Origin of the sequence: Clostridium sp. ATCC BAA-442 (genome assembly GCF_964239415.1) — a bacterium.
Classification (GTDB): domain Bacteria; phylum Bacillota; class Clostridia; order Oscillospirales; family Oscillospiraceae; genus Flavonifractor; species Flavonifractor plautii.
This window is the reverse complement of record NZ_CAXSQB010000037.1, coordinates 1-12228: the sequence shown is the minus strand read 5'-3', so window position 1 is coordinate 12228 and position 12228 is coordinate 1. Positions and strand designations below refer to the sequence as shown.

19 protein-coding genes are annotated in these 12228 nt (G+C 53.6%); all 19 read right to left on the bottom strand.

Annotated features, from left to right (window positions below; translation table 11 throughout):
* Positions 1-24: 24 nt before the first annotated feature.
* On the bottom strand, positions 25-756 hold the full coding sequence (locus ACESY8_RS14185; RefSeq protein WP_156621910.1) for a DUF4241 domain-containing protein: 732 nt from the start codon (positions 754-756) through the stop codon (positions 25-27).
* Positions 757-977: 221 nt separating this feature from the next.
* On the bottom strand, positions 978-1304 hold the full coding sequence (locus ACESY8_RS14180) for a DUF5713 family protein (protein ID WP_156621911.1): 327 nt from the start codon (positions 1302-1304) through the stop codon (positions 978-980).
* Between the two features lie 16 nt (positions 1305-1320).
* Positions 1321-1866, bottom strand: coding sequence for a hypothetical protein (locus ACESY8_RS14175; RefSeq protein ID WP_195259904.1), 546 nt, complete (start codon positions 1864-1866; stop codon positions 1321-1323).
* Positions 1867-1882: 16 nt separating this feature from the next.
* Positions 1883-2887 (bottom strand): DKNYY domain-containing protein, encoded by a 1005-nt coding sequence (locus tag ACESY8_RS14170; protein WP_498794801.1) that lies wholly within the window; start codon positions 2885-2887, stop codon positions 1883-1885.
* Positions 2884-3438 (bottom strand): SUKH-3 domain-containing protein, encoded by a 555-nt coding sequence (locus ACESY8_RS14165; protein WP_498794800.1) that lies wholly within the window; start codon positions 3436-3438, stop codon positions 2884-2886. Before ACESY8_RS14165 ends, ACESY8_RS14170 begins: the two co-directional genes overlap by 4 nt.
* A gap of 26 nt (positions 3439-3464) precedes the next feature.
* The gene (locus ACESY8_RS14160; protein WP_498794799.1) at positions 3465-4100 is read right to left on the bottom strand and encodes a hypothetical protein; all 636 of its coding nucleotides are present in this window, start codon (positions 4098-4100) and stop codon (positions 3465-3467) included.
* Between the two features lie 22 nt (positions 4101-4122).
* The gene (locus ACESY8_RS14155; RefSeq protein ID WP_498794798.1) at positions 4123-4725 is read right to left on the bottom strand and encodes a hypothetical protein; all 603 of its coding nucleotides are present in this window, start codon (positions 4723-4725) and stop codon (positions 4123-4125) included.
* Complete coding sequence (locus tag ACESY8_RS14150) at positions 4715-5218, bottom strand: DUF2004 domain-containing protein (protein WP_498794797.1); 504 nt, start codon at positions 5216-5218, stop codon at positions 4715-4717. The genes ACESY8_RS14155 and ACESY8_RS14150 overlap by 11 nt, the downstream gene beginning before the upstream one ends.
* 13 nt (positions 5219-5231) lie before the next feature.
* Positions 5232-6071, bottom strand: coding sequence for a DUF2262 domain-containing protein (locus tag ACESY8_RS14145; protein ID WP_498794796.1), 840 nt, complete (start codon positions 6069-6071; stop codon positions 5232-5234).
* A gap of 14 nt (positions 6072-6085) precedes the next feature.
* Positions 6086-6676: a hypothetical protein gene (locus tag ACESY8_RS14140; RefSeq protein ID WP_498794795.1), complete on the bottom strand. Its 591-nt coding sequence runs from the start codon at positions 6674-6676 to the stop codon at positions 6086-6088.
* A 12-nt stretch (positions 6677-6688) separates the two neighbouring features.
* Positions 6689-7309, bottom strand: coding sequence for a hypothetical protein (locus tag ACESY8_RS14135; RefSeq protein ID WP_498794794.1), 621 nt, complete (start codon positions 7307-7309; stop codon positions 6689-6691).
* 4 nt (positions 7310-7313) lie between these two features.
* Entirely contained in the window at positions 7314-8393 is a 1080-nt protein-coding gene (locus tag ACESY8_RS14130; protein ID WP_498794793.1) for an ankyrin repeat domain-containing protein, read from the bottom strand.
* Between the two features lie 26 nt (positions 8394-8419).
* Positions 8420-9562: a hypothetical protein gene (locus tag ACESY8_RS14125; protein WP_498794792.1), complete on the bottom strand. Its 1143-nt coding sequence runs from the start codon at positions 9560-9562 to the stop codon at positions 8420-8422.
* Positions 9563-9674: 112 nt separating this feature from the next.
* Entirely contained in the window at positions 9675-10319 is a 645-nt protein-coding gene (locus ACESY8_RS14120) for a hypothetical protein (protein WP_195556501.1), read from the bottom strand.
* Entirely contained in the window at positions 10316-10705 is a 390-nt protein-coding gene (locus tag ACESY8_RS14115; protein WP_498794791.1) for a hypothetical protein, read from the bottom strand. Before ACESY8_RS14115 ends, ACESY8_RS14120 begins: the two co-directional genes overlap by 4 nt.
* On the bottom strand, positions 10702-10914 hold the full coding sequence (locus tag ACESY8_RS14110) for a hypothetical protein (RefSeq protein WP_069432244.1): 213 nt from the start codon (positions 10912-10914) through the stop codon (positions 10702-10704). Before ACESY8_RS14110 ends, ACESY8_RS14115 begins: the two co-directional genes overlap by 4 nt.
* Before the next feature lie 13 nt (positions 10915-10927).
* Positions 10928-11161 (bottom strand): cytochrome D ubiquinol oxidase subunit II, encoded by a 234-nt coding sequence (locus tag ACESY8_RS14105; RefSeq protein ID WP_498794790.1) that lies wholly within the window; start codon positions 11159-11161, stop codon positions 10928-10930.
* Between the two features lie 18 nt (positions 11162-11179).
* Complete coding sequence (locus ACESY8_RS14100) at positions 11180-12022, bottom strand: DUF2262 domain-containing protein (RefSeq protein WP_498794789.1); 843 nt, start codon at positions 12020-12022, stop codon at positions 11180-11182.
* Between the two features lie 19 nt (positions 12023-12041).
* On the bottom strand, positions 12042-12228 hold a 187-nt coding region (locus tag ACESY8_RS14095), incomplete at its 5' end, for a hypothetical protein (RefSeq protein WP_498794788.1).

The window sequence follows — 12228 nt, the reverse complement described above, 5'->3', positions numbered from 1 at the left end:
ACTCTCCTTTGTTCTGTCACATTTTTAATCCTGCTCTTGATAACTGGCTTCAATGTCGATGAACCGCACATATACGGCGCAGACTGCGCCCTTTGCGTCATGGCCAAAGTAGACCGGATAGTAGCCGTCCCCCCAGCCAGAGGCAAAGATGGGCAGATTGCAGTCCGTGTCAGGCACCGTCCAGTTGAGCCAGTCGCCGCAGTCTCCCTGATATTTGGGGTGGGCTTTGGCGTTTTCCTCCAGAAGATCGCAGAACAGGTCGTTGTAGGGGTCGATGTCCGGGTCTTCTTCCAAACGCTTGGCCCAGTAGGTCTTGAAGGCCGCCTGGGTCTGGATGTCCGCAACGCAGCCCATCCCGGCGTCTACGCCAAAGCCAAAATACTCGTCCTCACCCAGCTCCTCGTCCAGATCCTCTTTGCCGGTCATGCCCAGTTCATAGCGGACAGGCTTCTCCCGACTGACCTCCACCTTGACACAGGCATAGCGGTCACCATATTTCTCACTGGGCACCACGCAGATTTTTACGGGATAAGTTCCAGCGGGGATTGTCTGTATAAAGGGCGGTGTGTCCTCCAGCTCCACCAGCGGATCACAGGCGAAGATCTGCCCGGAGGGAAAATGGACGGCTCCGATGTCCAGTACATCCACCGCCATGTTCCTAATCACTTTCTCCGTAAAATGGGCCTCCAAGTCATCTTTACAGGTCAGTTTTTCCTTAACGGATTCATATTTGTTCAGCCATTCAGTTGTAGGCATATCAGTTTCCTCCTGTTAATTCTGTTTCTTGATGTACACGCTCTTTGAGCCATCCCAGTAGCAGGGGACACACCGGCCATCCTGAAAATGATGGTCACAATTCGGGTAGCCATAGAGAACATGAGCACATTCCGGACACAGCCCCATCATCTGTGAGGAGCCTTTGAAAAACAGGCTGCCGCACTCATCACAAACGGCCAGTTCTTTTTCTGCCATAGGGATCACCAGTCCCTTTCCCGGATGGCCTCCTCGGTGTCAATGGGGATGCCAAACCACTCCAGAATGTAGGCCACGGTTGCCGCGATACATTCCCGCGCCACCGTTTCGATCTCACCGTCGTTCTCGTCAAACTCCTCCTGGAGATCATTGATGCCGCAGACCGCCTTATCCAGCGTTTCCTGCACCACTTCGGTGTCGGTTTCGTCGCTCTCCAGCAGGTCGATGACCTTCTGAAGCTCGTCTTTTACCTTGTCCACCAGAAAAGCAGGATAGTAATTATCCTGATACATCTCGTCCAGCAACTTGTAATTGGGGTCAAATGTTTTCATCGTGATTTCTCCTTTCTCATTCAAACATCAGGCCGTATGATTCGGTCAGGCTGCCATCATCCTCATGGAACATACACTGATACAGAGGCTGGCGCTGTGTTGCTTTGCGGAACCGCTCCAGAACCGGAGCCAGCGGCTCATCGGTAGGGATGCCGAGAGCATCAGCTATCCGCCGCCAACTGTCCATATCCATATCTTCCAAGTTGATGTTGCGCTGCCTCTGTCCGTATTCCTCCAGTGTTTTGGAGTCCGCATACTCCTTTGCGTCACAACAGTCGTGCCAGCAGATGCAGCTCACGATCAGTGAAAAAAGGTCATCCATGCTCTCAGCCAGACGGCCTGCCTCACCTTCGCTGCTGTAATAACCGATGGAGCCATCTTCCAACAGGTGGTATTCTCCGCCGGAGCCATCTCTGGCAAAAGCCATACCGGGCAGTGTGAAGGTTGCTCGACCATCCGCCTCATCCCTCGGGGACAACTCATCCAGCAGGAAGAAGTCAAAAAGGGAATCAAACTCCTCTGCCAAATCAGGATCTTCATGCAGTGCCTTCAAATAATCCATAGCCGTTTTCCTCCGTCTACTGTTCTGGTTTTAACTCATGCAGCCTTTCCAGCCACAGCGGTTCTTCAATCATCTCATCGTTTTGGTAAAAATGTTCCTTGTCACGGGCCAGATGATCGGCAAGTGGAGGTGCGTCCAGCGGGGTGCATACCGTAAAACTGTCCCAATCCGCCCCCTTAATCTCCCGGTTGAGGTAGTACACCCGCCTGGCATCGCGGGAATACCAGTGACTGAGCAATTCCCATGAGGGCAGATCCGCCTTGGGAAGCTGCTTCCCGTAGGCATAGATCCGTTTCTCATCCCTGGCAAAATAGGTATCGCCCAACGAGCGGAAAGAGGAAACTTCCGCGTCTTTGATGATCTTCACCTTGCCGTCCCCATTGTGGAAGTAGACTTGCCGGCTGTCCTTTGCATATCCCTGGGGCGCACCCGAATCGTTCTGGCCATTGTCCAACACCTGGAAGGCTGCCAGCTCTGCATCTGGGATTCTCCCGCTGGTGGTGTAGACGGCTGTTTTGTCCATTGCGTAGGCATAGTTCAACACCCGAAACGATACCGGGTCTGCTCCACGCAGGCGGATGCCACCCATGAAGCAGGCCGCAGAGGTTTTACCCCAGTAATGCCAGCAACAGAAGTCTTTGGGCGAAACACCCTTCAACAAGCCGTTTTCATATAGGCCGGAGAAATAGACGGCTCCATCCCGAAGGCAAAATTCGTTGTCCACCGGCTCTGTGTTGGTGATTGGTTGCAGCGTTTCTTCGTGCTCGGCTGTGACGCTCAACTCAATCTCATCGTCGCTGTAAATTAAGGAGAGCCCATGAGGGGCCTTTCTATCGAAATGCAGTTCAATGTCACAATATTTGAGGATCAAAGGTTTCCCGTCGCTTCTCATGGTGGAGACGGCATCGGGATTCCCGAAGATTTCTATGGCCTCATCCTGCGACATTCCGAATTTCAGCGGTGAAATGTCCCGCGGATTCTGCAATATTTGATTGCGCCAAATCGTAACGTCATGTTTCATCGTTTTCCATCCAGCGCCTCCACCGTTTTCATGGCAGCGGAATCAAATTTACACGCCCGCAGTTCCCGTTCGATCAGGGCAAACACATCGGGAAAGCACTCGATCTCGTCCTGATACTCATATTTCGCATACAGTTTCCCGTACTCCGAGATCCAGACCTCTGCCGGGTAGTAATAGCCGATGTGACCGATGGGCTGGCACTTCTGACCGGCAGCCTGTTCGATCTCCGCCAGCTCACAGCCGGACATATCCCGGAAATAGGCGTCCTCCAAATGGTTTTTGATCCCGTTGATGAGATATGGAAACAGCGCAAATTCAAAGTCCGCCGCCCATTTCAGCTTTTTCTGCGCCAAGTACCACTGACAGCACAGGCCGAAATACTTACGGTAAAATCGCTGGGTGGTCTTCATCATCGGGACGCCGTGATCGGCGTAATACTGCTCCGCAATGGAGATGTCCACACTGCGGCCTTCGTACCATCCGGCGTACTCCATCAGCTGCTTGACCTTGCTGCCCAGATCGCCGGAAATGGGGATGCGTTCTTTGATCATTTGAATTACCTCCTGTCGGATGTCAATCAAAGTTCATTTGGATACCCGATCTTGTCCAGGCCCGCCTTGATTTCTTCCCATGCATTGCGCTTCGGGTCCAACGCAGCGACCAGTTCTTTTGTCACCGGAACCCCATCAGCAAGCTGGCGCACAGCCTCCAAAGGCAGGTCTGCTGGGTAAAACCACTTCCCGTACTCCACATAGGTCTGGGGATCGCCGTCGATCAGGGGAAGCAGGTCTTTGGAGGCGTCCTCACCGTCCATGGGATTGCAGTGCCAGGCGGTGCCGTCCTCCGTCCAGACGCAGAAGGTGCTTTTCATCTTTTTGACCTCACGGCTGGACATGAGCTTTTGCAGAGCGGGCGGCATCCCCGCTGTCAGATCTTCGATGCGGGGAAGTTTTTCTTCCCAGTCGTAGCGTTCGGAGTCCACGCCGTTGATGACGCACCCCTCGGGCGCAAAGATCACGATCATGCTCTGGTCACTGCCATCGGTGGCAAAGAACGCCTCCTTGCCTTTTCGCCATGCGGGGTCGTAGGTATAGTGGCGGATGAAACTCCATTCCTCCTCCACCATGATGACGTCCAGAGCAGCCAGCCCTTTACAGAATTTTTTCAGGCGCTCCGTATTGGGAAGGCCAGATAAATCTTTTGTGGAAATCATGTAGTTATCCTCCCGTCTTTCGTCACCACAGCCGGTCGATCTGGGTATATATCTTATTCGGTTCTCTGTCCGTAAAACTGGTTAATGCGTCGGTGGGTTCTGCAAGCGGCATCACATTCAAAATGTCCAGCACATAATACCAGATCCCAGTGTCCCAGTCCCGGAACCGCCCATTGCAGACAGCTCGACCATAATCACCAGGAATCAAATCCAGTGCCAGCTCATTGAGGGGCTGTTTTTGCCCGGTCTTATCATAGGTATATCGCTCCGACATTGCGCCGATGTGCCAATCATTGCGGTAACGCACCTGGATTCCGGATTCCTGCTGAATCAGTTCAAAAGGTTGCAGCCGCATTGTGCCGTCTGCTTTCCATGGCATCAGCCTGTGGTATTCCTTTTTGATATGAAATCCGTCAGGTTCCTGCAAAATAAATACAAAGTGTGCAGACGGGCGAAGGGGATAATAGGAGGAGAAGAAATCTTTCGGCAGCCGCATGGCTCTGGGATACTGGTTCCGCCGCACAGCGCCGTTCCCGCCCCGGCAGTCTTTGTACCAGTGCAGGCGGATCTGCTGAACCAGAAGTGTGGGCAGATATTTTTCTCTTTTTCGTTCCTCAGCTCTCATGAGTAATACAAAAAATCTCCTTGGTCAAGTCAAAGTAGACCACCATCAGCTCGTCGGTGATCTCCGGGTTGAAGGACAGATCCAGAATGAAAACTTGTTGATCCATCTCCCCATCCACCAGACTGCCGAACCGCTTGAGCTTCAAAAAGTCCACCATCCCGGCAAAGGACAGCTTGGATGGGTCGGTTCCCGGAAAAAGTTCCGCCGCAATATCCGGGCCTACCTCATCCCGGTGGAACTCCATGAAAAATGTCACAACGCTATGGTAGCGGCTGTCCTCGTCCGCCAGTGCCGCTTTGATGGCGGCTTTGGCCTTCTCCGCCAATTTCTCCGCCTCATCCAACATTTCTCCCACCGCATCCATGGCGGCAGGATCGCCGGTCAGTTCTTCCTCTACATCAAAGAGAAAGGGCAGTCCCGATTCCTCGGGAAAGGCGAAGATCTCCTCTCCGGGCGTGTATTCAAAATCAATGCGTTTACAGTTCAGTTTCATAATGTTATCCTCCTTACCCCTCAATATTGGCAGTTTTGAGACCCTTTTTCAAGGAGCCGTAGACCGTCACCGCATGGTCGGTGAATAGTTCGTCGCAGTCAAACCAGGCGGTGAAGCTGCCGCCGGAGGTGACGGACAGGCTCGTCATGCTGATCCGCCGGGCAAGTTCTTCCTCTGTGATGGGGTCGGTTCCCGGGTCACGGGGGTTTTCCTCATCCTGAGAGAGCCAGTCGTTGGCCAGCTCGGTCAGGTTCTTTGCCGCAAGCTCCCGCATGGCTTTGTCCCAGGTTTCACAGTCGGCCAGCAGTTTCTTGGCGGCACTGCGGGCGCGGGTCCAAGAGGGCTTGCTTTCGGCATTGACCTCCAGAGAAAGGCTCACATCCGTTCCGCACCACTGGATCTCCCCTTCGAAGGTATCATAGTCCTTGTCCAGCTTCAGCTCACCCAGCACCTGGTCCTGGATCACCACCGGCTTGTGGTACTCGTCCAGAACGGCCTGGAGTTCCGGGCAGTCCTCATGGGCCTTGACCACCTGGGAGATACACCAGGGCCGCACCACCAGATCTTTCGCCCGTTCTTCTTTCATCCGGCGGATCTTCAGGCGGCAGATCTGCTCCTTGCCAAAGCGCCCCCAGCCCTTGTCGCTATTGCGTTCCTCATCGGTGACCGGCCACTTCAGCCGCTCCTCTTTGGTGGTAACTTTGCCGGTGTCACAGAACACCATGCCCAGCGTCACAACAGTCATTTGCCAAAAGTTGCCCCTGTGGTTATAGCTGCCCCCGATGCAGTTGCGGATCAAAGCGACCACTTCCTGCTCCTCGGGCTCGTACATCTCATAGAATTCTTCAAACATGGGTGTGACCTCCTTTACAGCAGTTCCCGCACTGCGGCGGCAGGCTCGGCAAACTCCGCCGGGACTTGCTCCAATACATCCTGGTAGGCTTTCACCGCCTGCCAGGAGTAGTAATAGAAGCTGTAAAATTCGTCCGCGGGGAAGACCTCGTCCTCCTCGTAGCGCATCTCATCTTCTTCCTCGTCGTATTCCTCCGACCACAGGTATTCTTCCTTCAGCAGATCGGAGAACAGCGGCAGCGCCTCGGCGTGTTCCATCTCATCCCCATCGTGGAAGCACTGGAGGATGCAGGCAAAGAAGTCCAGCAGTTCCCCGGCCAGGAAATGGGCCACAGGGTTCTGCCCGCTCTCTGCGAGGGCCTTCTCTAAAATCCGGCACATGAACACCATGCCAAAGGGGGTAGCGTGCCACAGAGTACTCTGGTGCTCCATGTTGGTGGTGAGCTCATAGAGGGACTCTTTGACAGACGCCAAATCACGCATCTGCTCCAGCACAGCCAGGTGAGCGGGAAACTCCGTCCCCCGGCCATAGGCGGTGGTGAGCCGGTGCCACGGGACATCTGTGACCTTGAGATGGGTAATGTAGGTTCTGTTTTCTTCTGTCATGTTGCCGCCTCCTTATCCTGCTGTTTGGCTGCGGTACCCCTTCTCCAGCGCAGTGTACCACCGTTTCAGCATGGTTTCCAGACTGCTTTTCCCGCCTCGATCTGTAAAAACAAGGAACTTTTGCATCAGTCTGGGGAATAGATATTTGCCCGCTGTTGTCAGATCCTGATTGAGATAGACCATCCGCAGGATACGGCCCTGCCGGTCCAGAGGATTCTTTTTCAGCAGTTCCTTTTCAAAGCAGAAGCGCAGGAAGACCACATTCTCGTCGTAGAAGTCCTCCACCACAGCCGCGCCAATGCTGGTGTATGTGATGTCGTACACCAAACGGCTCCAGTCAAATTTTTCAGCATAGAGCAGTTTTAGTGCCTTTACCCAGTGTTCCTCCGGGATCACCAGCATCCTGTGCTGGGCGGTACTGGAGTAGCCATGGTAGACGGGTTCCGGCTGCCCCAGGAGTTCACTCACACTGTCGGCGTAGACGAAGCACAACTCCTCATCGAACAGGCCACCGATGAAGTTGCCGTTGCAGTACAACATATAATTCTTGGACTTGGCTGGAGAATAAGAAAGGCTATATTCCTGCGAGTCCAGGCTTTTATGTACCTTGTTCAGAAAGTCTATTGATGTCATGGCTTTACTCCTCAAACTCGCCCTCGATCATCCCGTTCAGATACCGACCGGGATCTGCGATGAAGTCATCCCATTTGGCCAGAGGGTGGAATTCCTCATGCTCGATGTCCAGATACCACAGCTTTTTGTCCCTGGGGCTCCACAGCAGCAGATAGTCGCTGTAGTTGTCCATCTGCACCATCAGAGAGAGCAGCTTCTTCCGTTTCCAGGTCATCTCCTGCACATCCATGAAGGAGTAGAGCTCCGCCCACTTCACCCATTCCTGATCCAGGAACTCCAGCCGTAGGGGGCCGGTCTTCAAGTATTCCACCAGCTTGGCAGGCAACTTGTAGGGCATAAGCTGCCGGAGCTTCTCCTGCTCGTTGTGCCATTCCTCCGGTTCCAGGGCTTTCAGGTAGTCGGCCAGCTCCTGATTCTTGTTCTGCACCGCCACGGTGTAAGGCCGGTCGCCGTATTTGTCAGCAATGGTGATGTCGGCTCCTTGCTCAATGAGCCAGCGCACCATGGGGAGATTTTTGTGTCGGACGGCTTCGGTAACAGCGGTGGGGGCGTTCGGAAACACCATGTCCGGCTTGTGGTAATTGATGTCTGCCCCTTTTTCCAGAAGCAGCCGGGCAAGTTTGGTATTGCCCTCGGACACGGCGGCTCGGAATGCCTCGCCGCCAAACTTGTCCACTGTGATCCCGGCTTGCTCCAGCACCGGGATATTCTCCGGGCGCTGACCCCAGCGTACTTCCTGGAAGGCCCACTCTTTCTGCTTCGAGCTGAGTTTTGCGGCCTGTCCAGCAAAGAGCGCCACCACCTCCGGCCCACAACAGCGGGCGGCGGTGAGCAGCAGGGGCTGTTCCTCTGCCAGACCGGGGTCAGCTCCATGCTCCAGCAGAAAGTGGATCATGGGCACATCATTCCGAAAAACCGCAATCTCCAATGGCATCAGCTTGATGTATTCGCTGAGCTGGATGGGAACATCTAAATCCAGACCACCCTGGAGCAGCGCCTCCAGCTTGGGAGTGTCATGGTCACAGATGGCGGCAGCTGGTTCCGGGAGGGTCTCCCAGCGGCCAAGATATGCAATTTGGTACATAAGGCACCTACTTTCTCAACTTGTTCTCATTCATCCCCAAACCGCTCAGCGGCCTCTTTGTAAACCGTAATACTTTCTTCCACTTTCACTTTTTCGCTGCGAATACGGAAGTAGTCCCGCAGAATGCGCTTCAGTTCCGGGTTTTCCACCTTGCGGGGCAGCAGACTGATGAACATTTCGTCATAGCTTCCATACAGCACACCGCCCCGGTTGTAGGTCTGCCATGTCACCGTAGGCTTGCGGCCCTCCGGGTCCTTGGCCAGATCAAAGAGCCACCGCTCATCCAGCTCCACATACCATTCAAACATGAACCTTGTGTCATAGGTCCCATAGCTATAATCCCCCCAGAAAATCAGAGCGATCATTCCATCCGGGCCCAGGCGTTCATAGGTCCAGCCTTCCGGATAACAGCGGTAATGGAGCATTCCCAACGCATGGAACAAATAGCCTTTTTGCGGCGTATCCAGAAGGGGCGAATAGGTCTCGTACACCTGCTCCTTGGGCTGGGTGATGATCGCCTTCATAAAGACCGGCATCAGCCAGCTGCCGCCGTAGCGTTCATTCAGCTCATCAGCCAATGCTTGCAGCCGCTCATCCGGGTTGCGGATCAGGGAGGCGGTCAGCACCACAGCGGGAATTTTCTCTTTTTCCTTGGGTGTGGCATCCCAAATGCGAAGCCCGTCCGTAATCCACCAGGAGGTACAATCATCACGAGAATAAGCAGGCGCGCGTTTCAGCTGGGCGATCCGCTGGATGTTTTCCGCCAGAAAGCGGTAGACCTCCAGCATTTTAGGCGAGGCTTTCCCCAACATCAAATGGAAACAGAAGTTCAGTTGTTCGATTTCCAGTGGCTTTGTGTCCCCCTCGTCCAGCAGCTGGGAGAGAGTCTTCAGAATAACTGGGGCGATCTGCTCCGATACACAGTCGGAACAGGTATCCGACATGATATTGCTGCCCATCCATTTTCCCTTGACCAGCTTGGCCCACAGTGGGGCAGCAGGGGCATACTCCAGCTGCGCCAAAGCCTTCTGAGCAGCCGTTTTGCACTTGCCCTTTTCTGTATTCACAAGCTGGAGAAGCAGTTCGCCGTTTGCTTCATCCTTGCCCAGCTCCAAAATGGCCTGTTCTCGCTTTACGCCCTTGGGGGGCAGTTGTTCCAAAGTCATCATTCGTTTTCTCCTATCCCACAATGGTGGTTTCCTTGACGGCCAGATTGTCGTAATCCATGGCAATCAGCTTTGCGGCGGTCTTCGGCTCGGCCGAAGGAGCGACTGCATATACTTACTGCTTTTTCTGGCAAAACTCTTTCACATAATCGTATATGCTCTTTATCCCGCCATCAGTTACTGTATTAAACAGGCCATAAGGTTCGTTTTCCAGCTCCTTTTCTGCAAGGAGCATTGCCTGGCGGGAATTCCCTTCTGCAATTTCACACAGTACGACATTCAATCGTGCGGCCGGCGCAGTATCATGGAGAATCTCTGCTTTGAAGTCGGAGACTGTGCTGCAGCGGCTATGATGGTCTTGAATGGACTTGTTAAACCGACAAAACGCCTCATTCATGACCAAGGTTGCTGTGTCCACCGTGGGGACAGGTAGTTCCATTTCCTCGATGATATGAGCGGAAGGGGAATGTGCCGCTGTGATATGGAAACTAAATGGTTTCTTCCAGGCTACCTCACCCATTTCATATACATCCCAAAAGACATTGTCAATGACGCATGGCTTTGTGGAAACGACTGCTCTTATGGCAGTACCATGCCGGATAGGGGGCGCAGATAGAAACACTTCATATAAGAAATCACCCAGGACCTTATAGGCGTAGTCTGAAACCACTTTGAAGCCATGCTCTCTGGCAACTGCTTTTAGGTTTTTGGAAATCATCTCGCTTAATTCCTTGACTGCCTTCTGCTCCTGCCGCGTCATGCTATTTCCACCTCCTGAGCCAGGACAAATCCGCACAGTCCAAGGGAAGCGTCGATGACAAATACCCGGATATGCTCCCGATCCATGCGCTCCCGCAGTTCCTCAATGCCGCAACGGGCGGGAAATCCGTAAGGGATGGTACCGTCCAGCAGGTCTTTGTACTGTTCAAAAAAACCGTCCACGGTGATCTCGTCCATACCGAAAAGGATGTTGTCCTGGATCACATCCTCAAACCAGTGGGCCAGCAGGCCGGTAAAGCGAACAGATACTTTCTCTCCGGCCTCGGTTTGGGTATCCATGTGCAGGGTGTTGGCTTCAAAGTCAGCGCAGTAGCGCAGGACTCTGTTGTCGTGCAGATCATCAAAAGAGCAAATCAGCGTACTCATAGGGATTCCTCCTCGTCCATAAGCTGCTCCTGGACCTCTTTGGGCAGGTCGTTCCATAAAATGTCGTATGTAAAATCCCGAATCTCCGGGTAACACTCCCGTGCGGTCTTTTCCGCAATATCTCTATTCAGGTAGTGCATCTCTTGGTGGAAAAACCAGTTGAGTTTTTCCATCAGCCGATAGAGTCGGATCTGTTCTTCTTGGGTCATGGGATCGCTCCTTTTATTGCAATTTCAGCACAAATCCCCAGATGCTCACCACGATCAGAAGGCCACCAAGCAGGAAGAAAACCACCCGTCGGTATCCTCTGCTGTGGCGGTGGGCATCCCGCGTACCGGTGGGGTCGCAGAGCCAATTCCAGTTGCGGATCGCTCCAATTAAAATCACGGCCCCGATGAGCACCGAGGCAATGTACCAATGCTCTTGCAAAAATGCTGTGATCTGCTCGCTGTTCATTTAGGTTTCCTCCTCTGCTTATCCCTGTATATCAGCGTCAACGGGGCCTTTTTTCAGTGTTCCATCCACAGTGATCACATGGCCCCAGAACATATCGTCGTCCTCATACCAGGCGGTAAAACGGCCGCCGGGAGATACTGTAAACTCAGTGAGCAGGATGCGCCGGGCGAACTCATCCTCGGTGATGGGGTCTTTCTCTGGGTCACGGTTGGTCTGGTCATTGTCCGCCAGCCATTCGTTGGCCTGAGCAGTGAGCTTCTGGGCAGCCATCGCTCGCAGGGACTTGTCCCAGACTTCCTGATCTGCCAGCAGTTTCTTCATCACATTGGTGACACGGGGCCATGACGCTTTCTTTTCAATCTCCACATCCAACGAGATCCGGACTTCTTTTCCCATCCACTTACAGGTTCCCTCGAATATGCTCATCTCACGATCCAGCGTGAGGGTTCCCAGCACTTCGTCCTCCATGAGAATGGGCTTTGTGTATTCCGCCCAAATCTCCTCCAGTGACGGACAGGGTACGCCTTCCTCCAGTACCTCCGTGACATACCACTGAGGTTCGTAGAGGGCATCACCTTTCCAGCAGCGGGCTTTGATCCGGTAGATCTGGCCCTTGGCAAACCGCTTGGAATAGTCGCCGGCATCCCGCTCCTTGTCCGTCAGCGGCCAGCTCAGGTAGCATCGGCCGGAGATCACCTCTCCGGTCTGGACATCCGCCATGGCGAGGGCATGGGTATGCGCCGCCCAAAAGGTATCCAGAAAGGTTTTGTCCGCGCTGATACCATCCTGAATCAGTACCAGCTTTTCCTCATCTTCTGGGGCGTACAGGGCAATAAAGTCCTTTACTTTTCTTTTTTTCATGGTGTCCTCCCTTAAACATTCAGATAACAAAAAAGCCCCACGCCGCACTGTCATAAAGACAGGCTGACGCAGGGCGCGAAAAGGCCGCAAGGGAGACTCCACATCCACCAGCGGATGTGGTTTCTTCTCCAGCCAAAATCAATTTTTCATATTTGAACAGAACAGCCGTGGACTGTCCCAGTTTTTCTTCCATAGCAAGACCTCGG